The 23,675-nt window shown below is 45.7% G+C and carries 15 protein-coding genes; 5 read left to right on the top strand and 10 right to left on the bottom strand.

The genetic code is table 11. The features are described 5' to 3' along the window. Nucleotides 1-42 precede the first annotated feature (42 nt). The 7 genes from ABIX36_RS23100 to ABIX36_RS23070 all read right to left on the bottom strand — a co-directional run bounded on the left by ABIX36_RS23100 (nt 43) and on the right by ABIX36_RS23070 (nt 13,063). On the bottom strand, nt 43-4,164 hold the full coding sequence (locus ABIX36_RS23100; RefSeq protein WP_348084531.1) for a two-component regulator propeller domain-containing protein: 4,122 nt from the start codon (nt 4,162-4,164) through the stop codon (nt 43-45). A gap of 480 nt (nt 4,165-4,644) precedes the next feature. Then, a complete protein-coding gene (locus tag ABIX36_RS23095; RefSeq protein WP_348084530.1) occupies nt 4,645-5,679 on the bottom strand; it encodes a glycosyl hydrolase in 1,035 nt (344 codons plus the stop codon). 156 nt (nt 5,680-5,835) lie between these two features. Then, nucleotides 5,836-6,750, bottom strand: a complete 915-nt coding sequence (locus tag ABIX36_RS23090) for a hypothetical protein (RefSeq protein WP_348084529.1) — start codon at nt 6,748-6,750, stop codon at nt 5,836-5,838. Nucleotides 6,751-6,769: 19 nt separating this feature from the next. Continuing rightward, the gene (locus tag ABIX36_RS23085) at nt 6,770-8,269 is read right to left on the bottom strand and encodes a RagB/SusD family nutrient uptake outer membrane protein (RefSeq protein WP_348084528.1); all 1,500 of its coding nucleotides are present in this window, start codon (nt 8,267-8,269) and stop codon (nt 6,770-6,772) included. A gap of 18 nt (nt 8,270-8,287) precedes the next feature. Further along, the gene (locus ABIX36_RS23080; protein WP_348084527.1) at nt 8,288-11,311 is read right to left on the bottom strand and encodes a TonB-dependent receptor; all 3,024 of its coding nucleotides are present in this window, start codon (nt 11,309-11,311) and stop codon (nt 8,288-8,290) included. A gap of 249 nt (nt 11,312-11,560) precedes the next feature. Beyond that, complete coding sequence (locus ABIX36_RS23075; RefSeq protein ID WP_348084526.1) at nt 11,561-11,959, bottom strand: cupin domain-containing protein; 399 nt, start codon at nt 11,957-11,959, stop codon at nt 11,561-11,563. Nucleotides 11,960-12,100: 141 nt separating this feature from the next. Beyond that, on the bottom strand, nt 12,101-13,063 hold the full coding sequence (locus ABIX36_RS23070; protein ID WP_348084525.1) for a helix-turn-helix domain-containing protein: 963 nt from the start codon (nt 13,061-13,063) through the stop codon (nt 12,101-12,103). Nucleotides 13,064-13,291: 228 nt separating this feature from the next. Here ABIX36_RS23070 and ABIX36_RS23065 point away from each other — a divergent pair, with 228 nt between their 5' ends. Further along, nucleotides 13,292-13,780 (top strand): SRPBCC domain-containing protein, encoded by a 489-nt coding sequence (locus ABIX36_RS23065; RefSeq protein ID WP_348084524.1) that lies wholly within the window; start codon nt 13,292-13,294, stop codon nt 13,778-13,780. Between the two features lie 49 nt (nt 13,781-13,829). Further along, the gene (locus ABIX36_RS23060) at nt 13,830-14,300 is read left to right on the top strand and encodes an SRPBCC domain-containing protein (protein WP_348084523.1); all 471 of its coding nucleotides are present in this window, start codon (nt 13,830-13,832) and stop codon (nt 14,298-14,300) included. Nucleotides 14,301-14,399: 99 nt separating this feature from the next. Here ABIX36_RS23060 and ABIX36_RS23055 read toward each other — a convergent pair whose 3' ends face one another. Then, nucleotides 14,400-18,002, bottom strand: coding sequence for a PAS domain S-box protein (locus tag ABIX36_RS23055; protein WP_348084522.1), 3,603 nt, complete (start codon nt 18,000-18,002; stop codon nt 14,400-14,402). Between the two features lie 260 nt (nt 18,003-18,262). Between ABIX36_RS23055 and ABIX36_RS23050 the strand changes: the two genes are divergently transcribed. Both ABIX36_RS23050 and ABIX36_RS23045 read left to right on the top strand, forming a co-directional pair. Next, a complete protein-coding gene (locus ABIX36_RS23050; RefSeq protein ID WP_348084521.1) occupies nt 18,263-19,144 on the top strand; it encodes an SDR family NAD(P)-dependent oxidoreductase in 882 nt (293 codons plus the stop codon). Between the two features lie 75 nt (nt 19,145-19,219). Next, entirely contained in the window at nt 19,220-20,140 is a 921-nt protein-coding gene (locus ABIX36_RS23045; protein WP_348084520.1) for a helix-turn-helix transcriptional regulator, read from the top strand. 12 nt (nt 20,141-20,152) lie between these two features. Here ABIX36_RS23045 and ABIX36_RS23040 read toward each other — a convergent pair whose 3' ends face one another. Continuing rightward, a complete protein-coding gene (locus ABIX36_RS23040) occupies nt 20,153-21,058 on the bottom strand; it encodes a VOC family protein (RefSeq protein WP_348084519.1) in 906 nt (301 codons plus the stop codon). A gap of 268 nt (nt 21,059-21,326) precedes the next feature. Here ABIX36_RS23040 and ABIX36_RS23035 point away from each other — a divergent pair, with 268 nt between their 5' ends. Next, entirely contained in the window at nt 21,327-21,689 is a 363-nt protein-coding gene (locus ABIX36_RS23035; protein WP_348084518.1) for a hypothetical protein, read from the top strand. A gap of 461 nt (nt 21,690-22,150) precedes the next feature. Here ABIX36_RS23035 and ABIX36_RS23030 read toward each other — a convergent pair whose 3' ends face one another. After that, nucleotides 22,151-23,668, bottom strand: coding sequence for a hypothetical protein (locus ABIX36_RS23030; protein ID WP_348084517.1), 1,518 nt, complete (start codon nt 23,666-23,668; stop codon nt 22,151-22,153). Between the last annotated feature and the right edge of the window lie 7 nt (nt 23,669-23,675).

The raw sequence follows: 23,675 nt of genomic DNA, 5'->3' as shown, positions 1-23,675 counted from the left end.
AAAGTACCAAAGTTCTACAGCGCTGAACCGGGCGATACCCCGTTATTTGATCACTGATAGCCTATGCCTGGCCCGGTATTCATTAGGCGAACAGCTATAGATCTTTTTAAACTCCCTGAAAAAGTACGTTTTGTTATTGAACCCGGTACGGTAAAATATTTCGGATACGGTGAGGTCCGACGCGGTTAACAGTACCGATGCCTTTTGCAGGCGAATATGCCTGATGAGTTCGGTCGGTGTCATATCCGAGAGGGTTTTTATCTTCCGGTACAGCTGAATTTTGCTGAGGTTAAGCGCGTTCTCTAAAAATGCACCGTCGAGTTCTTCGTCAATATTATCCTCAATTACGCGTGTTACTTTTTCAATAAAGCTTTTGTCGCTGGCATCCAGGTCGCGGGTATCTAACTGAAGCCCTGTACTGCCCGCGCTAAATACCTGGTGCAGTTTATCGCGGTACTCCAGTAATTTTTGCACGCGCACCAGCAGGTGCTCGGTTTGGAATGGCTTAGGGATATAGGCATCGGCACCGCAGCTGTAGCCCTCCGTCATGTGTTGAATGGTGGTACGGGCAGAGAGCACGACGAATGGAATATGGCAGGTTTCGGCTGTGTTTTTCACGAGGTCGCACAGTTGTAACCCGTTCATATCGGGCATCATAATGTCGCTGATGATGAGATCGGGCATGGCGCGGTTGATCACCTCAATGGCCTGTTTGCCGGTTGATGCTTCGTAAATGATGTAACCCTCGCCTAAAATATCTTTTAAAAGGAAACGAATGAGCTCCTCATCGTCCACTATTAAAATGGCTTTCTTCTCCTCCTGTTCAAAGCTTTTTACCAGCGATTTTTTGTTATTATCTGCCAGGTTAAAATGACCGACCGGGTTCTGCGTATCCGGCAGCGAACCGAAGATATACGATGCGCTGTCGTTTTTATCGCTAAGCTCAACGGTTTGGTGCGCGTCAGCAGGAACAAAATTCAAGGGTAGCAACACTTTAAACGCAATCCAGTTATTTTCGCAACTTACGCTGATCTCGCCGCCAATCAGGTTCACCAGCTGGCGGGTAAAGGCCAGCCCAATGCCCGAACTGATCTTATTTTGCTGGCTGCCATCCAGTACAAAAAAACGGTCGAACAGTTGGCCGGTTTCTTTATCGGTAAGTTTACAGCCGGAGTTAGCTACCACAATTTCCAGCATACCGGTGCCTTTTTTGGGGTGGGCATCAAATATGATATACTCTTTGGCTTCGCAGTGTTTAAAAGCGTTGGATAGGAGGTTGAAGATGATCTTCTCCAGCTTGTCCTTATCCATCCACATGCTCATCCCGCCGTCTACATTGCAGGAGAAATCGAGCTGTTTTTGTTCCACCAGGGCATTGAACAAGCCGGAACGGTTAATCAGCAATTCCGATACATCTAAATAGCTGTAATGGTTTTGTAATTGCCCCGATTCTGCCTTGCGGAACTCTAATAATTGGTGCACCAGGAAATGCAGCCTCGATGCTTCCTGTTTTACGATGGAAAGGAAATTACCCCCTTTTTCTTGCTGCCCAGCGTTTTTTGATTTGAACAGGTAGCGCTCCAGGGAGCCTAATATGAGTGTTAATGGCGTTTGCAGTTCGTGCGCTATATTGGTGAAAAAGTTGAGTTGTTCCTGGTGCAGGTGCTCGTCTTTCTCGCGCAGCAAGTGTTCCATTTTTAACTCCTGCGCCATCACGAACTTGTTTTTGCGGTAGCGAACAAACAGGGAGACCGCGCAAAAAATAAGCGTGATGTAACCCGCGAACGCGATAGGGGTAAGCCACCAATACTGCTTAACGGTAACGGTGAAAGCGGTTACGCCGGGTGTCCAAACACCCTCGCCATTGCTCCATTTTATCCGCAAGGTGTAGTCGCCGGGAGGGAGGTTGTTATAAATGATCTTCTCGTGCTTACCTATAAAGTGCCAGCCTTTATCGCTCCCGGCCAAAAAATAAGCGTACTGGCATTTTTGCGAATTGGTGTAGGTGATAGGCTGCAGGTTCAGTTCAAAGTAATTATCCTGTGGCTTTAAAACATAATGCTGGTTAATTACCGAGCCGTTCTTAGTAAGCACTTTTAGCCCTCTTTCCGGCGCGTTCTTTCCGGCGAATTGCATATCCGAGATGAGCAGGTGGGGTTGCTCGTTGCTTACATTTATATTTTGCGGCATAAAATAATTAAAGCCATAAATACCCCCAAAGTACAGCATTCCTGCCCTATCCTTCCAAACCGCGTTATCGCTAAACTCGTCGCTTTGCAAACCGTCCGATTCCTTGTAATGCACAATTTTTAAGGTCTGCGGGTTTATCTTCGCCAACCCCTTGTTGGTACTGATCCAGATGTTGTTTTGGTTATCATCATTAATGGCGTGGATGGTGTTGTTTGGCAGGCCGTTGCCGGTATTCAGTTTTTTAAATACCGGGTGGGTAGCGGTTGCCGCTTCGTTTTCGTTTATCCAGTTGAGGCCAAAGCTGGTACCTACCCATAACCTTTGCGCCTTATCTACAAAGAGCGACAGCACATCATTGTTAGACAGGCTGCCATTGTAGGAGAATGCCTTGAAGGTTTTAAAAGTCTTTGTCGCTTTATCAAATACGTTTAGTCCACCATACCGGCAACCGATCCATATACGGTTGTTGCTGCCCTGTGCCAGCGTATAGATCACATCGTTGGCCGGGCCTTTGTTATCGCCCGTGAAACGGTAGGTTTGCAGGTAACTGATCCGTACCTGCCCCGCGGTGTTTTGCTCCAATTTTAAATGCACCAAACCCGTTTCGTTCAAGCCAAGCCAAACGGAACCATCCTTGTCCGGGAGTACGCAATGCACAGAACCAAAGGACGGGTAATCTTTACTGTTGATGATCTCGCTCCAGCGGATAAAATTCTTCCGTTTAAGGTCGTAAACGGTTATACCCTCGGCATCTGAGCCGATATAAGCCAGCCCATCCCGCCCTTTTTCGATGGCGTAAACACAGTTATCCAGCAGATCCACATTGGTGTGAAAGGTATTGATGGACGAGAAGGACACATTTTTGCTGCCCCAATCTTTTATGGTGATGATGCCGTTGCCCTTGGTGCCGATCCACAATTCGCCGTTGATATCTGAGAATGCCCTTACGGGGATATGGAAAGATTGCCCGTTCGGTTGCTTTTGCACAATGCCGAAGTAGTTCTCTTTTTTAGCCACTTTCATTACACCGTTGCCATCGGTGCCAAACCAAAGCAGACTGGTGGCATCATTCATCAGCGAGGTAATCCGCACATTTTGCAGTACTGGGATCTGCACGGCAATAATGGGGGTAGGTTTAAATTGCTCATCATATTCGCCAATGCCCTTTGATGCCCATGCAAATACATAATGATTTTTAAAGAAACCCATGGAACGTACCTCGTGCGGCAGGCTGGTCAATTGTTGTTTTTGATATTGCTTGTCAATCAAATTCAGCTGCCCGGTTTTGGTAGTGTAAAACACGCGGTGGTTGCTGAAGAAAACGTTATCGATATCTTGTACCGATTTAAATTGCTTCACCGCTTCAAAGCCTTTTTCGGTGTGCTTAAAAGCTTCGAGGATGCCATTATCCTTTAATAGCCATAGGTTATCCTGTTCATCAAAAAGGATCTTCACCAGCATAAAATCGGGCAGGCCTTTAATTGCTATCTTATCAAAAGCGTCTTTCTGTTTATTGTAATGATAAAGCTGCGAACTGTTTTTGTTTGCGGCGAATACCTCGTCGTGACTATCTATCGCCACGGTAAATCCGCTCGATTTGATCTTTTTGGCGTTGTAGAAGTAGTTGGTGAAATCGCCGGTGTTTTTATTGAATTTACTGAGGCCCTGCACTGTACCGATCCAGATGTTGCGGCTTTTATCGCCCTCTATCTGGTAGATCACATTGCTCGCGATGGCGTTTTTATTGCCGGCCTTTTCGTAATTAAAAACGTGGATATTGTTGCCGTCGTAGTAGTTTAGTCCATCCCAGGTGCCAAACCAAATGATGTTATCGCTATCCTGGTAAATGGAGTTGATGCAGCTGTTGGATAAACCGCTGCTGTTATCTATTTGCTGAATAGTGAACTGCGCTTTACAAACATTTGCAAACAGCGCAAACGAAAGCAACAGGATGAATGCTCGTAAATATCTCATGCAACCGGCGTGTAATTTAGCAAATGTTGACAGGGGGATATCTCAGGAAGCATCCCGACCGGTCATTTATAATTGTATATCAAAGCTAAGTTTAGGCGCTAAAATAAAGTAATACTATTTTAACATTTAGCGGTGATGAAGACGTGTAAACCGTGTTTGCCGCATTTGAGACAATATTTTTACAATACAAAATTTGCACCTTAGCCATCAAAAGTACCGATAAAATCACGTTTGAGATTGTGTTAGCATATAGCGGGTCAGGACGGGTCATACTGATAATAAAAGGTGCAAAATATGTTAACCCTGTAAAAAATTAAACAGTTGTATATCAGTGTGTTATAAAATATATATTTGAATTGTGTTAAGTTATGTTAACCCTAAACCAGCCGTATTTACAACTAAAATACGCGCCTTCCCTAAGCAACAAGAAAGGGCGGAGATACCCCCGCCCAATCAACCAATATAAACTAAACTATAATCTTACCAGCCCGGCATTTTATCCAGATTCACCACTCTTGGCGATGTATACAGTGCTTTGATATTCGCCTCCGTATTGCCCGAAAAGGTAAGTTCCGACCAGCTCATGAAGAACGTCCACCTTGGCTGTGCAGATAGCTCATCAGCCGTGGGCAGCTTTTCGCACTCACCAATGGCAATGGGCTTACCGGCTGCCGCTGCCACCATAATATCGTATTTGGCTTTGGTGTAGCCGCTGCCATCGTACACATCCAGCGCTGCTACGTCCCAGTATGCATCGCCCGGTTTATAGGCAGATGCATCGCTGCCTAATGAGCCAAAATCCTGGATATCCCACACCCAAATGAGGTTGGTGAGGCCTTTTGTTTTGGTCATATAATCGTGCAGTTGCTCGTACAGCTTGCGGGTACCGTTGGCGCCCGGGCGGCCACCCCACCAAAATGCGCCCTGGTTCATTTCGTGGTATGGGCGCCAAAGCACCTCCACGTTTTTATCTTTTAATTGCTGCAGGTACACGCAGATCTCATCCACCAAACCTTTCCATTTGGTGTTGATGACGGTACCGTCTGTTAGTAGTTCCGTCCATTGCGCGTCGGTTAATTTGCTTTGCACACCGGTGGCGTCAAAGCCGCAAGGTTCTGCAAGGGCAGGGTTGCAGGAGTGCCACATAATATTTACCAAAGCACCTTTTTTAAACTGGGCGACGGCTTCATCCGTCATTACCTGGCGGTTCATAATGTTATCCGCCTGGAACAGGAAATCGCCGCTCCACAGCGCCGGGTATTTGCCGGTAACGCTGAAGGCTTTGTTGGTCCACACAGCAGGGGTGGAGTTTGGCTCGCGGTTGTGGATTCCGCTCAGCACTTTTGTGCCACTGATGCTGTACAGATATTTTAACGATTTAAACGGCGTGTTGGGGATCACCGGTAAAATAACCTCCGGTGCCGGCGGCGATTGTTTAACCTCTTTTTGGCAGGCGTAAAAGGCAAATGCCATCCCCATTAAGCCTATTGCTGAAATTATAGCTCTCTTTTTCATAGATAACGATCTTAGGTACCGTATTACCGGCTGTTTTTTTATGGCATCCGCAAGTGAACTTGTGTTTGCCGTTTTCTTACTGATTTTCAGGGTATTCACCATCAGGCTTAAGTGTTAACAGCGGGCATAAACATTACGCCCGCTGTTATAAATTTACTATTGTTTCTTAACATCAATCCAAAGCTTGTATGGGCGCTTTACTATCTTATCATAGTCGCTGTAGATATTGCCGTAATCATCGGCACCCGCTATGGCGAATGTGAACGCATTGTCGGTAATGGTTTTCTTCAGCCCGTTGCCCAGGTCGCTGGTGCCCGCGCCATCAAAGGTGCACACCTTGGTTGTACCATCGGTAAAGGTGAACGTGATGGTATTATTAGCGTAGTTGTGCAGCCATTTGCCGGTACCTTTGGGGATAACGCGGTACTTGCCGTTTACATCGGTAACCGGGTTTTTAATGTAGGTGAAATCGGCGTAAGCGCCATCGGCACCTGCCGCGTTCACTACGTCGCCCTGCGTATTACCATCGGCTGTAATACCGGTGTAAGTAAAGGTTAAGGTGTTGTCGTATTCCGATGCCGGTCCGTTTGCGGGCCATACCGATTTGGACGCCATATTCAACACAGACCCGCCACCATACTGAGGACCTGTACCGCCATACAGGGTATAATCCTGAATGGTAAAGGTGCCTAAAAGCGCCTCGGTAAATGGCTGGATGATCACCGTCCATTCGCGGGCTTCACCGGTTTCGGAAGTTACGGTGTATTTAGCCCGGTTGCTGTTGGCGGCAAAATCTACCACCTGGCCGGATGCCGGGGTAACCGACGATTTGTAAGAGGTTTGGATGGTAGGCTTCACCGCGTTAAACGTGGTGCCCGCTTGCAGCAATACACGTACGGTAACGGTAGCGTTGGGCCTGTCTACCACGGCCGGGCCAACCTGCACCAGCCCGTCGCTTAGGCTTACGGCCTCTATGGCGCGCTCGTGGCTTTGGATGCCTGCCGCCGGGTCTTTTTTACAGGCCGCGAAGAGCAACACCGTAAGTATAAATAGATAATTTATGCGTTTCATTTTCTTGATTCTTTTTTGTTTAAAGATTTGGGTTCCTGTCAACTTCCGATTGCGGGATGGGAAAAAAGTACGGGTCCCCGCTTACGGTTTTGCCGTATTTGGTTACCAGTATATTTTCTATGTTATGCGTGCGGCGGAGGTCGAAAAGGCGCTGACCCTCAAAGCACAACTCCCATGAGCGTTCCTGCAATACGGCATCTCTGAATTGCTGCACGGTTAAGCCCGGCGGCAGATCGCCAAGCCCGGCGCGGATGCGAATGGCTTTAACAGCGGCGTAACCTTCGGTAGTTGGGCCACTTGCCTCGGCATAAACCAATAACACGTCCGAGTAGCGGAGGATAGGGGTATTGCAGCTGGTTTGGTCGCCCGCCTGCCAGCCCGAATCGTTAAACTTATTGCTGAACGGACGGGTGTAAGCATCTGTGATGCTTAAATTCTGCGTTGGGCCGGTGCCGGAATTACCGCCGTTTACATCACTTATGGTGGAGATGATGAGCTGGGTTTTCCGTTTATCATTCGCGTCGAAACTGTTATAAAGGGCTGCCTCGGTTAAGAACTCATTGAAGCCACCCGGTACGAATACACCGTTCGGCAACCTGAAGTTGAGGTTAGGCATAAACATTTTAGGCAGTTTGGAATAAAGGCCTTCGTTGGTGCCGGTACGGTCGGCACTGGCATCCCAAAGGTGCTCGGGACCTGCCTTTTTGTTCACGTCGTAAATGGCAACCAGGCTTGGGTCTAAACCGTAGGCGGTTTGCTCGTTGATCACCTTGCCCGAAAACTCTTTGGCTTTAGCGTACATCTCATCGGCATTAGCCACAAAATCGTACCCCGGCGAACCGCTTGCCTTGCCCGATGCCAGCGTTAAGTACACTTTAGATAACAGCCCCCAGGCACCAACCTGGTTTACACGGCCAAGGCGGCGGGTTTGGTCCATCATGCCTGCTGCCTGGGTTAGGTCGGCAATAATCTGATCATAAATCACCTTCATAGATGATTTAGACAGGTTGGTTTTGCTCGGGTCATCAACAGGCTCCAGGTGCATCGGCACTGCGCCAAATAAACGCACCAGGTTAAAGTAATGCAGGGCACGCAATGTGTATGCTTCGCCTATTATCTCGTTTTTGGCGGCATCGCTTATTTTGGTGATGGCAGGTACATAGGCGATAACCAAATTCGCCCGGTTTATACCAACGTAAGGCAGCTGAAAGCCCGGCCTAAGCGTAGCGTTTGTTGATGTTGCCGATAGTTTATCCAGCAAAACGTTATCCGCGCTTTTACCTGCGGCTATCTCCATATCCTCAGTGGGTGCCTCGGTTAGGGTGATGAAGTTACGCGAGTAATAATCCAGATCGGGTAGGATAGAGTAGGCGTAGATCAACGCCGAATTAGCATCTGCCTCTGTTTTGTAAAAGTTCTCGGTAGAAAGAAATCCGTACGGCTTTTCGTCCAGTTGTTTTCTACAGGCGGTGAAGCCGGTAACAGCTAAAACCAGCGCTATATATTTTATTTTTTTCATGTTGTTTGCTCTTAAAAATTAGAAACTAACGTTTACGCCCAATGAATAAGTCCGTGGTTTACGGTAGTTGCCACCAAACTGCCCGTTCTCCTGCACTTCAGGATCGAAGCTTGGGTTGAACTTGGTGAAGGTGTACAGGTTGTTCCCCGAGAAGTAAACCCGCAGGTTGGAGATACCTTTGATGGTTTGCGGCTTAAGCGTGTACCCTAAATTCACATTCTGGATGCGCAGGAAGGAGCCGCTTTCGATATACCAGTCCGACGCGTAATTTACCCTGGTAGAGTTTACGCTTGGGAAAAGGTTGGTTGGGTTATCGGGTGTCCAGCGTTGCAGTTGCGCGCTTGGGGTGAATTTAGAAAAGTTGAACACATCATTCCCTTTCACGCCGTAAAACTGGGTGGAAAGGTCGAACCTTGCATACTTTAAGCTGGTGTTAAAGCTGTAAGTAAAATCGGGGTTAGGGTTACCGATGATGTACTTACCGTTTTGGCCAACCGCCAGCGGACCGCCTGCAATGTATTTCAGGTCGCCTGCTTTTTGCACCGTGCCGTCTACCGGGGAAGTGCCACCGGTTTGCTGCACAATACCATCAAACAAGTAACCTACAAATACCTGTGCCGGGTAACCGTTAATGTAGTAATTAAGCGGCGCACGGATGGCCTCTATATCGCCTTGCGCGGCCTCAATAGAGTTGCCACCACCAATGTTCAGCACCTTGTTACGGTTTAAGTTGAAGTTACCGCCAACACTCCAATCGAATTTGCCCTGCAGGATCTGCGCGTTTACGCCCATCTCAAAACCCTTGTTATCAATAACACCATCGTTGATCTGGATAACGCTGTAGCCTGATGAAAGGGCTATCTGGTTCAGTCTTAAAAGGTCGGTAGTGTGTTTAAAGTAGTAATCGGCGTTGAGGGTAAAGCGCTGGTTAAACAAGCCCAGGTCTATACCAATATCCAGCTGACGGGTGGTTTCCCATTTCAGGCTTTTGTTACCTAAGCCGTTGAACACTTTACCATTTGTATTAGAGCCATCGTTAAAAAACGGCGGGCCGTAACCGGTTTGGAAGCCGCCATCGGTAAAGTATTTGTAGCTACCGAGCAAGGATAACGATTGGTAAGGAGAGATGCCCTGGTTACCAACGATACCATAGCTGCCGCGCAGTTTCAGTTCTGATACCTGCGGGATGTTCTTCATAAACGCCTCTTCGTTCACTTTCCAGGCTACTGCGCCGGTAGGGAAGAAGGCGTATTTGTTGTTAGCACCGAATTTTGACGAACCATCAGTACGGCCGGTAAAGGTGAACAGGTAACGGTTAAGGAAACTGTAGTTGAACCTGCCGTAGTACGACTCCAATACCGATTTGGTGGAGTTATTGGCAACCAGGTAAGTGGTTGCACCTGCAAGGTTCTCGTCCTTTAAAATATCATTCACAAAGCCCTGGCCCTGTATGCTGGAGGTACGCACGGTTTGGGTTTCGTAGCTGGTACCTGCCACAAAGTTGATGTGATGTTTGGTGCCAAAGTCCCTGTCGTAGGTTAAAAAGTTCTCTACGATGAGGTGGTTCGAATCATAATTGCTCACCGTACCCAAACCCTGGAACTGGTAGCCCGATGAAGTAGCATCCCTTGGCTGGTAATTATCGCTGATGGAGTTACCGAAGGCATTGCTGATACGGGTACGGAAATTTAAGCCTTTCACGATATCCCAGCTGATATAGGCTGACGACAAGAGGTCTAACGTTTTGCTTTTGTTAAGCACCTCGTTGGCAATTTGTACCGGGTTGTTATAATCGTTACTGCCGATATGGAAGTAAGTACCATCGGGATTGTAAGCCGGGAAAATGATGTTCCTATCTACAGATAAGCCTTGCCCGTAGTTCTTTGTCCAGTTGGCGATGATGTTTACGCAAAGGGTAACATTCGATTTTAATTTTTGCTCCAGGTTGGCGCGGCCGATGTATTTTTCATAACCGTTTTTAATGGCCAGGCCTTGCTCATTGTAGTAATTGCCCGAAACGGAGTATTTTGTTTTATCGGTACCGCCATCTGCCGAGAGCGTATAGCTCTGCGAGATAGGGTTGCGGTAAACCAAGTTTACCCAGTTGGTTTTGTAAGGCCATGGCTGTTTTGTTGGGTCGATACCGCGCAGTTCTGCTACAGAAGGGTAGTATGTACCACCGATAACCTGACCAACATATTGGGGCGCTTCGCCACCGTTGATGCGCGATTCGTTGTTGATGCTCGCCACATCCACCGGGTCGGTAAACAGATCGAGCTTGTTACCCAGGGTTGATACCGTAGTCAACGCGGTCAGACCGATGCGTGCCTGCCCGGTTTTGCCTCGGCGGGTGGTAATGAGGATAACCCCGTTTGCACCGCGCGAACCGTAGATAGCCGCTGATGACGCATCTTTTAATACCTCGATAGATTCGATATCATCCGGGTTTACCTGCTTAATGCCGCCGGCATCGCCCAAGGGGATCCCGTCGATAACCACCAACGCGTTAGCATCGCTGCGCGAGCCGTAACCACGCACACGGATAGTTGCACCTGCACCGGGCTGGCCAGATGGCGCGATAACCTGCACACCGGGAATTTTGCCCTGTAAAAGCTGGTCTACGTTGGCCGATGGTACACGGTTAAGATCGCTGCCTTTGATGGAGCCTACCGAGCCGGTAACGTCGCTCTTTTTGGTGGTACCATAACCTACAACCACCACCTCGTTAAGGTCGCGGCTGGCATTTTGCAGCGATACATCTACTTTGCTTTGCCCGACTGCAACCTGCACCTCGCGGGTTTTCATCCCGATGAACGAAAAAACAAGCGTGGCCTCCTTGCCGGGTAAAGAGATGGAGAAAGCGCCTTTGGCATCTGAGACTGCCCCAGAGGATGTGCCCTTTACCGCGATGGTGACGCCAGGCAGCGTAATTCCCTGCTGATCTGTCACCACGCCGGTTACCTGGCGTTGCTGTGCCAACGCGGTTGCAGCGCTGATACAAAGCCAGATGACACACATGAAAGTTGTGTAAATTGTCCTCATAAATTTTTAATTGGTTTATGAGGACAATGTTACCTGCGCGGTTATAAAAGCTATTCCACTATTGTTTCAATATGGTACACCGTTGTTTTAATTAATTTAAATTCAGATTGTTATATATTTAGTGGTTCTTATTTTTTCTGTCGACAAAGCAAACCAAGCGCTAAAATAAGAGAGCAGCCAACCGGATAGGCAGTTGCTCTTTTGCTTGAGGTATATTAATAAGCGTTTTCGGAACTCATGCGGAATCTATCAGGCGCGGCTGTATTGTTCGTCGGTAACCTGTTCCATCCAATCTACCGGCGAACCGTTCAGTTTTTCCTGTATCGCAATATGGCTCATGGCTGTGGTGGCGGTAGCACCGTGCCAGTGTTTTTCGCCCGGGGTAAAATATACTACGTCGCCCTGGTGGATCTCCTGCCTCGTTTCGCCCTCATGCTGCACCCAACCAGCACCTGCGGTAACTATAAGCGTTTGCCCAAAGGGGTGAGTGTGCCAGGCGGTACGGGCACCCGGTTCAAAAGTAACCAATGCCATGGCCACGCGCGATGGCTCCGGCGGATTGATCAGCGGATCTATCCGTACTGTCCCGGTAAAGTATTCGGCGGGGCCTTTTGCTGAAGGCTGTGTGCCATTACGTTTTATTTCCATGTTGATCCGTTTAAATTATTCGTTTTATTGGCGGCAAATTACCTGCCAATTTACAGCAATACAAATATACCCCGGCCGTACGTACTAACAGCCATCAAACGAAAAAGTGTATAATTCAAACAGTTTAAACCGTGAAGAACGTTAATTATATTTAGCCTTATAATCTAAAGGGGATACGCCGGTTATCTTTTTAAAAACTTCCCTAAACGCTTTATCGTCCGAATATCCAACATCGTTCATCACCTCAAAGATGGTTTTCCTTCCTTTTTCTAACGTGCTTTTGGCAACCTCTACTTTTACACGCTGCAGGTATTCTACGGGGGTGTTGCCCGTGGCTCGTATAAAACGCCTGTCGAACGTTCGCCTGCTGATAGCTAGCTTTGACGCCAGCTCTTCAAACGAGATCTTCCCGCTTAAGTTTGCCTCAATAAAAGCCTGTGCCTGGCCAATCAATTCATCACCGTGGTTCTTTTGCGCCTGGAAGATAAAGAAAGGCGATTGCGAGTTCCTGTCCATATCAATCTGAAAAACTTTGGAGCAGAAGATGGCCGTTGGCCTGTCGAAATATTTTTCTACCAGGAAAAGCATCAGGTTTAAAAACGAGTAAGCCCCACCATTGGTGTAGATGCCTTGGTCGGCCGTTACTAATTTATCTGTATGGAGCTCAATATTCGGGAATAATCTTCTAAACTCACTCGCGGCATTCCAATGGGTAGAACATATTTTGCCATCTAACAAGCCGGTAGCGGCGAGTAAAAACGCACCCGTGCAAATGCTTGCAATCTCGGCACCTGTTTTATACTGCTCCTTTATCCAACTGATGAGCGCGGTGTTATGCTTAATTACATTTACATACTCGTGCGAAACAGAGGGGATGATCACCAGATCGGTTTTTGGGAGATCCTCAATATTTACGGGATGTATGGAGAAGAACCCGCCGTCCAGTTTTAGTTCGCTAATAAACCCGGCAATACGCACCTCCATTTTCGGCTTGTTTCCAAGCCCCAGCCAATAGCCGTTTGCACGGGCCAGGATCTGGAACGCGCCTGTTACACTGGCCAGGTTAGCGTATTCTTTCGGGACAATTATTACAACTTGTTTCATACCTCGGAATTTTAAACAAATATACATGCATGTTATGTCCAAATCAACCCGGTATAATGTCTGTTTCGCACCATGCTATTGTTAGATTAAGACACTAAATTTGTTTTATCAGTTCATCACAACAATTAAATAATGTATAACTATAAATTCATAAAAGGGGTGTTAATGGTGATACTCAGCGTATCCGCCATATCCTCTTTTGCTCAAAAACAACAAAACACAAATAAAATGAGTACAGCAGATTTTACAACCACCATCCTGGTAGCCCAAACTCCAAAACAAGCTTTCGACGCCATTAATAACGTACGCGGTTGGTGGTCCGAGGAAATAGAGGGCAATACAGCCAAACTCAACAGCGAGTTTAAGTATCATTACCAAAATGTGCACCGCTGCCAAATGAAAATAATAGAATCTGTGCCCGGCAAGAAGGTGGTTTGGCTGGTTATGGATAACTATTTTAATTTTATTAAGGATAACAGCGAATGGAAGGGGACGAAGGTGATCTTTGAGATCTCGGAAAAAGATGGCCAGACTGCTATCGTATTCACGCACGCGGGGCTGGTGCCTCAATATGAGTGTTACGAAGTATGCCGGGGTGCCTGGACAAACTACATCCAAAACAGTTTGCGCAACCTTATCACCACAGGTAAAGGTCAGCCCAACGGCAAGGACAAGCCGCAAACCGAAGATGAGAGAAAACTTGGGACAGTCCAATAATGCCGAGGTGAATTAATGATCTGTGAATAAAATAAAATTAAAAAACCATATGAATGATTACCAAAAAAGTATCAGCGTAAACAATTCGGCTGAAGAGGTATATAAAGCGCTAACCGAACACATACAAGATTGGTGGAGCGACGATTTTTCGGGTGCGGCCGCCCAAAACGGCGACCAGTATAATATAGCCTTCGGTGAAACAAAAAAAACCTTCGAGATAGCGGAAGCAATACCCGGCCAGCAAGTTGTGTGGGTGTGCCTGAAAGCGTATATTGATATGGAGGCCCTGAAAAAAAAGGATGAATGGGTTGGCACGAGAATAATTTGGACCATAGCAAGTGACGCAACCGGAACAACATTAACCGTACTGCACCAAGGATTGAACCAAACTATTGAGTGCTACGATGTATGTGAGCCCGGTTGGAATTATTTTATGCAGAGTTTGTACACCTTTTTAACCACCGGGACAGGAACACCTTACCGCAAGAAAGAAGGTACGCTGGAATGGGAAAACAAATAGCCTTCCTAAAACAATAAAACGCAAGTAGCCTTAATGACATCATTTAGGCTACTTACGTTTTATTGAACGGCTATTGTTTTAGCGCCGGGATAGTAATACCTAACCATTATTTTCCCCATTATCAGATTTTAACGACTTAAAGTCTTCAATTCTCGATTTATCAGTAATGGTTTTTATAGTTTCATCCAGCTCATTGGCCGAAATTAAAAGATAATCGAGTATCTCTTTCTGTTCCTCTGCAGTGTTGCTAAAATCATTCAGCATTGGTATCAGCCCCATCATTCGCGATAGTGGCGCGCGTACAATGTGAGATTGGATCCACGAAATTTCGCGTAAGCGTGTGTTTTGACTTTCAATTGCCTTGATGTAATTCTGTATTTCTGTTATGTCCGTGGCTATCGCAATGTTGGCTTTAATGCCCAAATACTTAATTGGTGCCACCTGGATTTCAACACTCATTAATTCACCGTTCTTTTTTTTATGGGTCAGGATCCTGCTGTAAATACCATCCTTATGATTGGCTCGTTCACTAACAGCACGCAGCATATCGGGGATTTCTTCAACTGGCCTGATCACATCTAAACTCATTGACAAAAACTCTTCACGCGTGTAGCCATAATGCTGTACCGCCGCATTATTAACATCCAGAAACCGGAAGTTATTAATGTCTGCAACCCATGCTGGTAAAGGGCTAAGATTAAAAAGTTCGCTATACATTTTTTTCGAGAGTTCCAGGTCGGCGTTAGAAACAGCCAGTTCCTCGGCTTGTTGTTGCAAATTCTTGTTCAACTGCTTCAACTGCTCAAGAGCATTTCTCCGTTCGGTAATATCGATGCCCGAAATACATAGCCCTATTACCTCTTTGCCATCATGAACAGGTTTTACGTTTGCGATAAAATAGTGAGAAACTCCATCTTTTGTATATGATATTTCATAATCTTCTGATTGGTTTGTTTGTATCACCCGGTCGTATCTTGCAAGCGCATTTTCTCGCCTGTCGGGTAAAAGTGAATCAGCTATATTACCTCCAGCCCGCAATTCCATACCAGCAGCATGTAAGTAAATATCTTTCATGTGTTTGTTAATAGCAATAATATTGTATTTAGTATCAAATAACATGTATGATACGTCCGTAGTTTCGAACATCGACTTTAGATTAGCTTCCGACCTTTTCAGTTCGTCATAAATAGCTTTTCGTTCGGTAATGTTTACCATTGTGCCAATAAGTGCAGGCACGCCGCGGTATAAAGTTGCTCCTCCTAATATTTCGAACCATATGGGCTGGCCATCCTTTTTAACCACCCGTGTTTCATACCTGCTGGTTGATGTGATCTCATTATCCACCCGTTGCTTAATGTTTTCTCTAACCACCCCGATATCATCCGGATAAATAAATTTTTCGAAAGCTTCGTCAATGATCTCTTCCTCGCTATACCCCATATCCTCAATAACCCTTGGATTGACGTACACGATCTTGTCGTTTTGAATGATATATACGCCGACGATAAAGTTCTCCACCAGGTTTTGAAACTTGTATTGGGACTCTATTTTCTCCGTGATGTTTTCTACCTGGGCAACAAGATATAGCGGACGCTTATCCATATCTGTTATGAGCGATACATTCAGGTTGATCCAAACAATGCTTCCATCTTTATGGATATACCTTTTTTCCAGACGATAGGTGTCTGATTTCTCTTGCAGAATACTATTCTGGGCAGCCAGGTCTTTTGCAAGATCGTCAGGATGGGTAACATCCATAAACGTGAGCGATAATAGCTCTTCCTCGGTATACCCCAGCATTTCGGATAACGACCGGTTTACTTTTATCCACCGCCCCATAGCGTTTTCTTCTATCGAAGTAATCCCCATGCCAATTGCCGAATCTTCAAAAGCCCCGCGGAACCTATTTTCCGACTCCACAAGCTCTGCCTGTTGGCTATCCTCATCAAAGTAAACCTCTATGGCTTCGGCTATGGAATTAATAAGGCTGCGCTCTTCCTTCAAGAATAGCCCTTCTGCCTCCGGTGGCATGTTCGCAGTATAAATTACTTCAATACTTCCTTTTCTGCCATCAAGTAAATTGAAATCGGCTTTCTGCTTGTTTATCGAATCCCGGTAACCTTGTGTTTTGTATTCTTTGCCATCAAACGATATTTTCGCCTCACACACTTCGGGGTATTGCCAACCCGGCGGCAATACTTCTGTTATTTGCTGTAGCAGCGCATCCGTATCAACATGTTCCTGCTGAAGTATTTGATTAACCTTGTAAATAGTGGTGAGTTCTTTTACCCGCTCCTGTAACTGGTGCTGGGAGTCCTCTTTTTCCTTGCGGATGTTGATGTTTTGGACTGCGATGGATAAGTTAGCTGCAAGGCGGTTAAGTGTCGACGCCTCATCTTCATCAAATGCGTTTGATTTGGCGGAATAAATTACTAACGCCCCGCTTTTATCGCCGCCGAGGCTAAGGTACAACGAGGCCGATGATTGGATACCAAAAAAAATTGCATCTTTTACAAACTGACCAAAATACGTCGAATGGGCCACGTCGTTATTAACGACAGTTTTACCGGTAAGTAAAGCCATTGCGGTTGGCCCGTTAGATCGCTCGGGGTCATCGAGCACTATCTTTGCATCCTTTAAATATTCGGTAGCGCCAATTGCAGCCAGCGGAACGACTGTTTGGTCTGTAGCGTTCACATCTGGTTTGTGGCAGATCCAGGCAAGTAAATACCCGCCCGATTCCACAATACAGCTACATACCCGGCTGTAAAGCTGATGAATATCTGGTTCGAAAAGGATAATATCGTTGATTTGATTAAGCAGATTCAGCTCCTTATTCATCTTATCAGCCTGGGAGGTTTTGATGTCTATTATTTCTTTAAGCTTGAAAGGTTCACGGGCTTTACGGTAAGCAAGCAAACCCGCAGCAAGCGATAGTAGGATGCCCATGCCCGATAATTCAAAGAGGAACCTATCGGCAACATAACCCTCACTGTAGCTGATGCGCAGCAGCCAGTCGCCCTCGGGTATTTCAATGTCAATATGTTCGCTTTCCCTGGCGGGTTTGGTATCAGATAAGGGGAAAGGCGCAATAACCTTGTTCTGGACCTTTAATAATTGGTATGCGAATTTTTTCTTGTCAACCCCTGCTTGCTCAAGCTCTTTTTGAATTACCGCCAGCCGCGTAAGTACCGTGGCAACAGCTTTTACTTTGTTGTTAATAATTATGGGCACCTTTCCCAATATCCCTGTATCGCCAAAGCGCAGGCGCCGTGGCCCGGCAAAGTAAATGCCCTTCCGGTCTACAGCGCGGGCTTCTTCGGCTCTTCGTACCGGATCGGCATTAACGTTGGTGCCGATGGTGCCTTTATAAACCGCATCGGGGTAAACATTTTTTACTATACCGTTTTCGGTTATCTGTAGGGCCTGCGCATAAGGGCTGTTGCTTAGTATTTGGCGGGCTATGCTGTCAAACCTGGCGGGAACCCCATATTGCTTGTATATAATTGCAAGCGTATTGGCTGCAGCCACATCACTAAACAAGATATTACGGAACCGGTCTTTTGTAGCGGTAGCCTCATGCTCTAATTCGTTCTTCTGTTTGGCTTTTGAGATTTTATACTGTTGATAAGTAAGAAACTGGGTAAGTACAACCATGCTCAAAAACACAATAGCAAAAACTAAAGATGGCAGCTTGTACATACTGGCGACAGAGGTTTATAAAGTATATGCAATGTAAACAAAAGTAATTGGCTATTTCAACGAACACGTGGAAAAAATGCTTTCAAAATATCATCAATCCCAAATTTAACTTCTTCCGCATTGCAGGAGCCTCACGCTCAAAATAGGAGAGAAGGCCATTATCGCTATTTCTCATTTCGGCTACAATTGTCCTCAATCAGGCTACAAATAGCGAATGAGGACTGCTGACCTTTGAGGTATCAATAACAAGAAAAGAAATCATGGAAAATAAGAATGAAACTTCGGGCGTTGGCTCTGCTCAAACGCCTGGTACCGATAACAAAGTTTGGTTTATCACCGGCGCTTCCAGGGGATTCGGTCACATTTGGGCCGATGCGGCGCTTAAGCGTGGAGATAAGGTTGCAGCCACTGCACGCAGATTGTCAAGCATTGCCGACCTCAACGACAAATACGGCGATAACGTCCTGACTTTAGAACTGGATGTAACCAACCCCGAGCAAGTGAAGAGCGCGGTTATCCAGGCACACGCGCATTTCGGGCGATTAGATATTGTACTTAACAATGCCGGTTATTCATTGGTAGGTACCATTGAGGAAGCAGGTGCAGACGATGTTAGAGCGATGTATGAAACCAATATTTTTGGCCCGCTTGCGGTGATCCAGGCGGCATTGCCATTGCTTAGGGCACAGGGCAGCGGCCACATACTGGGTACATCAAGCAACTTGGGGCATGTAACCTTGCCTGTAATTGGTTACTATTGCTCCTCAAAATGGGCTTTTGAGGCTATCCACGAAAGCTTAGCGGCAGAAGTAAAGGATTTCGGCATCAAAGTAACCATTATTGAACCGGGTGCTTATGCCACCGAATTTGGCAGCCAGGAATCGTTAAAATTTGTAGCAGGGCTTGATATTTACACCGACTATAAAGCACAGTTTTTTGATAGGATGAAATCTATGGAGCGCGGCGATCCCAACGCCACCCCACAAGCTCTTTTTAAAATGGTAGATTCGGAAAACCCTCCGTTGCGGTTCAATCTCGGTAGTCACAACTTAGAATGGACACGTTCTACCTACGCCGAACGGTTGGCAACATGGAAAGAGTGGGACGCTGTTTCCAGCTCGGCCCAAAGCTTATCAAAGTAATTATACTTGCTAACAGACCAATGATAACCGATATTTATAAAACTTATCGGTTATCATTTTATATAAGTGCTAAAGATGAAAAAAGAAGAAAACAGCCCTGTGCAAATTGCGTCGCTATCGCAAGCGCACCAGTTTTTTGGTTTACCTAAACCCATGCATCCATTGGTTAGCCTCATAAATGGCCGCCAGGTGCAGGCCGAAAACATGGCGCTGCCGCAACACCATGTACTGGGCTTTTATAAAATATCTTACAAGCCCAAATTGGGCGGTAAGCTACAGTATGGCCAGAGTTATTATGATTTTGATGAAGGTGGCTTGTTATTCATATCTCCCGGCCAGGTTATAGGTAACACTGATAGTGATGGCGCGGTGTGTTCGGAGTATACTTTGCTCATTCATCCCGATTTCTTTTTAGGTCATTCTTTGTCTAAAAGCATTAAGCAATATGGCTTCTTTTCTTATGCTACCAATGAAGGCTTGCATCTTTCGGAAGATGAAAAGGCAACCATTATGGAGATCTTTAAAATGATAGAAAAAGAGCTGAACAGCCGGATTGACGATTTTAGCCAGGACGTGGTCATTTCCCAGGTGGAGTTATTGCTCAATTATGCCAACCGGTTTTACAAACGTCAGTTTATAACCCGCAAAGCAGTGAGCAACGATCTGCTGGCAAAGCTGGATGACCTGTTAGCCGATTATTTTAATAACGAAAGATCGTTAACACAAGGCATCCCAACCGTTCAATTCCTTTCCGAAAACCTGAACATATCGCCAAGTTATTTAAGTGATATGCTGCGTTCGCTAACCGGTCAGAACGCACAGCAGCACATCCACAATAAACTCATAGAAAAAGCCAAGGAAAGGTTATCAACCACCAGCTTATCGGTAAGTGAGGTTGCCTACGCTTTGGGTTTTGAACACCCGCAATCGTTTAATAAGCTATTTAAAACAAAAACTAACCTTTCTCCTTTAGAATTTCGGCGATCATTTAATTAAGCGACTTCCAGATCACTGGCCATCATAAGCTCGCTGCAGGGCGGCTACGTCCGGTTTTTTCATGGTCATAAAAGCTTGCGTAATGCGTACAATTTGGTCAGGGCTGCCGTTTTTCAGTCCTTCTAACATAACCGTTGATGCAACCTGCCAGGATACGCCGTATTTATCCTTCAGCCAGCCGCATTGCCCGGGTGCACCATCAGCAGAAAGCGCTGCCCAATAGTAATCAATCTCATCTTGCGTTTCACAAGGTACCAACAGCGACACCGCGTCGTTAAAGCTAAAGCCGTGTGGATGCGCGCTGTCCATGGCAGCCATCCAGGTTTGGTCTATATAAAAATCACCAAACATCAAACTACCTGCCTTATCTGGTCCCATATCTTCCGTGCGCGGGGCCGTAGTACCGCGTTTACCGTCTTTAAACACGGAGCAGTAAAAGTCGATAGCTTCATTGGCTTTACCGGCCACCTGGCCGGTGTACATCAACGAAGGAACGATCACCGGCCTTTCTTCACCGTCGGGATTGGTAAGGATCAGTTGCCAGGACACACCGTATTTATCGCTTACCCAACCATAGCGCTCGCTGAAAGGGTAGCGGTCCAGCGGCATCATCACCGATCCGTTGTCTACCAATTTATTCCAAACTTCGTCAATACGACTTGCTGCGTCCGGGTCACGCGAGGGATCAAAATTGATCATAAAGGAAATAGCAGGGCTGATCTCTAATCCTTTCCCGGCGCTGATACCCAGGAACGACTGGCCTGCCATAGTAAATTCAACTATTTCGCATTCCCCGCCGGGCATAGGAAAATGGCTAACATAGTCTAAAGCCGAATTGGGCATTAACGACGCGTAAAATTCGGCAGCTTCTTTGGCTTTATTCTGGTCGAACCAGATGTGTGGTTTGATGGGTAACATAGGTAAATGATTTGGTGTTGATATATTAAAAATTGTACGCGCTATTTGTTTTGATAGATCATGTAACTATAACCTTTGCTGATGATCTATTTTATTTTAGCGGCTTAACTATCTCAAAATTAACTTCTTTTTAAATATTAGAAAAGGGGAAAAAGAGACATTTTAGGGGCGTATTGCGACAGCATTTAAGTTAAGATCAAACCATCAAACTAAATAAAGAACCCTTTATCTTATATTGCGTATTCATAAAGATCGCATGAAAAAACCAATGCCCTTTGACTTCTTGCTGGGCTACCTGCCCGCCGGTGTCATTGTAAAGCCGGCAATTGGGATGTTTTATATTTATTTCGATAAAAAGATAGTACTGATCTTTCGAAAGCTTAGAAAAAACTTACAGCATAACGGCATTTGGATCTCTACCCGGCGGGAAGATCACGCTAGCCTGAAGGCGGAGATCCCTGCCATCACCGATTTTGTATTAGACGAAAGCTTCGATACGGCCTGGCTGCTGCTGAGTGACAACCTGGATGATTTTGAAAGCGCGGCCATACAGCTTTGCGAACTTGTTTCGCGCAAGGATCAAAGGATAGGCAAAGTAACGGCCAAAAGCGAGGCTATGTTTAAGCACTAAACTGTTTGGTTGTAATGGCCAACTTCTTCCCAGGAAACAACCGTAAAAAGTAAGTGGGCGATCTTTTAGAAAACCTTGTGCTTGTATTTGGAGGCGATTATTAATACACCTCATCAACTTTTCGGACTGAGCCTTCATTTGCTCCAATGGGGATTTTCGAAAAGTTGCAAAAACTAAAAACGGCCTTAGCGATACCGCTAAGGTCGTTTGTGCGCCCACCTGGCTTATGTGGTTATCTCTATTTTCGGTTGATTGTCAATTACTTCGCCTAAACCGGATAAGAAAAAATAATATTTATTATGTGACTGGAATTCCCAATGAATATTTTTTATCTACCTCTCCGTGTGTCTCCGTTTTTTCTCATAATTAATGCCATCAGGTCAAACCCGATGGGGGAATTTACAAAATTTCTCTTCTATTAAATAAGCGATACCGCTTTCTAAAACCATGTAACTGTGCCGCTAATTTACCTGTAGTACGTTACTGCCACTGCTTTCTATGTTATCGGTATTCAAAGTTTTTAACTGATAAATATTTAACTGTCCGGGTTTGTAACTTAGTGTGGCAATTACATCTTTCCCTGCGGGGATGGTATCTGTAAGCACAAATGCTTTTCCGTTGTATTTATATAATCTATACTCTTTTACCGTTAAATGACCCCCGATAAGCCATTTAATAAACAATTGTTTATCAATGACAGCGGCTTTTAAATACTTAGGGCCAAAATTCTTTTCGAATGCGTTTTTGTAAGTAAATGGCAAGCTAAATACGCTTTGCGTGTCGCCATTAACGGCCTTTACTTGGTACTTATCGCCATCCTGAGGTTTGGGTAGGGCCACGTAATTTAAGGCAGCGCGCACAAGCCCATTAGGCAGGGGTTTAAATGTAGTTTCGTTTGCTTTTTTGTAGTAAACAGCATAGGCCGCCATTTCGGTCATACGAGCACTGTCAACACTCCATGCCAGGTTGTAGGTAGTATCGTTACTGATAATGCGCAGATCCTGTGGCGGTGACAGTGGAGTATGGGCCTTACTGTATAATACAGTGGCTGTATCTGTTGCTATACCTTTGTTAAATGAATTACTTTCGGGGATAACTACATACTGATACATTTGGTTATTAACCAGCGTGCTTGTACTATCTTTCCACAAATATTTACTGGTTTTAGACTTAGTGATTACCGTTGAGGCCACTACAAAGCTATCGCGATTGGCAGTGCGTTTTTTGATGTAAAAGCCACGGGTGTTTTCATCTTTGGTATCCCAGGTAACCGTAATTACGTTATCCTTTTGTGTTGCTTTTAAATTTGTTATGGCTAAAGGTAAAATAGCATAATCGGGCAATACAAATATCGATGCAGAACTCGAAATCTCGCCTGTAACCACATTAGTCATATCTAAACGGTAAAAAAAAGGCTCGTGGGCGTCGTTCACCTTATCAACATAAATGCTATCTGTATTGGTTACAGTGGTGATGGGGCTATAGTCTCTATCTTTTTTACGGCTGCGCATTAGCACCGCGCTACGCATAGCGTAATTGTTGGCAATGCTCCAACTAATAGCAATATTATTTGTGCCCTTTTTGTTAATAGCTTTAAGATCTGTAGCCAGCGGTTTGGCATCAGGTGCGAAAGCATAGCCCCAAACTTTTTTACTTTGCAGCAGTGTAGTGCGGCTGCGCACATTAACAAGGTATTGATAAACACCAGGTGCCCGGCGGGTGCTGGTATCAGCAAGTTGCGATAATTTGCCCGCCGGTATCCTGTAATTTGTTTTGATTTGCTTAGTACCGTCAGCGCCTTTACGTACGATATCAATATGCAAACTATCGCCGTTGAATACAGGCGGCACAAGGCCAATAATAATATCGCCACCCTGGTAAGTAGCCTTAAGCGAATCGTTAACCGCAACTGTTTTTTGTTGTGCTAAAAGCGTAGTGCCAAACAATAGCAGGCTTATAGTTATTAATATATTTTTCATAGCGTTA

The organism is Mucilaginibacter sp., from assembly GCF_039925265.1.
GTDB lineage: Bacteria > Bacteroidota > Bacteroidia > Sphingobacteriales > Sphingobacteriaceae > Mucilaginibacter.
This window is presented reverse-complemented; position numbering and strand designations above follow the sequence as displayed.

Bases quoted from the DNA above. Each gene is read 5' to 3' on its own strand.
- ABIX36_RS23100 (WP_348084531.1), bottom strand. From the start codon at position 4,164: ATGAGATATTTACGAGCATTCATCCTGTTGCTTTCGTTTGCGCTGTTT.
- ABIX36_RS23095 (WP_348084530.1), bottom strand. From the start codon at position 5,679: ATGAAAAAGAGAGCTATAATTTCAGCAATAGGCTTAATGGGGATGGCA.
- ABIX36_RS23090 (WP_348084529.1), bottom strand. From the start codon at position 6,750: ATGAAACGCATAAATTATCTATTTATACTTACGGTGTTGCTCTTCGCG.
- ABIX36_RS23085 (WP_348084528.1), bottom strand. From the start codon at position 8,269: ATGAAAAAAATAAAATATATAGCGCTGGTTTTAGCTGTTACCGGCTTC.
- ABIX36_RS23080 (WP_348084527.1), bottom strand. From the start codon at position 11,311: ATGAGGACAATTTACACAACTTTCATGTGTGTCATCTGGCTTTGTATC.
- ABIX36_RS23075 (WP_348084526.1), bottom strand. From the start codon at position 11,959: ATGGAAATAAAACGTAATGGCACACAGCCTTCAGCAAAAGGCCCCGCC.
- ABIX36_RS23070 (WP_348084525.1), bottom strand. From the start codon at position 13,063: ATGAAACAAGTTGTAATAATTGTCCCGAAAGAATACGCTAACCTGGCC.
- ABIX36_RS23065 (WP_348084524.1), top strand. From the start codon at position 13,292: ATGAGTACAGCAGATTTTACAACCACCATCCTGGTAGCCCAAACTCCA.
- ABIX36_RS23060 (WP_348084523.1), top strand. From the start codon at position 13,830: ATGAATGATTACCAAAAAAGTATCAGCGTAAACAATTCGGCTGAAGAG.
- ABIX36_RS23055 (WP_348084522.1), bottom strand. From the start codon at position 18,002: ATGTACAAGCTGCCATCTTTAGTTTTTGCTATTGTGTTTTTGAGCATG.
- ABIX36_RS23050 (WP_348084521.1), top strand. From the start codon at position 18,263: ATGGAAAATAAGAATGAAACTTCGGGCGTTGGCTCTGCTCAAACGCCT.
- ABIX36_RS23045 (WP_348084520.1), top strand. From the start codon at position 19,220: ATGAAAAAAGAAGAAAACAGCCCTGTGCAAATTGCGTCGCTATCGCAA.
- ABIX36_RS23040 (WP_348084519.1), bottom strand. From the start codon at position 21,058: ATGTTACCCATCAAACCACACATCTGGTTCGACCAGAATAAAGCCAAA.
- ABIX36_RS23035 (WP_348084518.1), top strand. From the start codon at position 21,327: ATGCCCTTTGACTTCTTGCTGGGCTACCTGCCCGCCGGTGTCATTGTA.
- ABIX36_RS23030 (WP_348084517.1), bottom strand. From the start codon at position 23,668: ATGAAAAATATATTAATAACTATAAGCCTGCTATTGTTTGGCACTACG.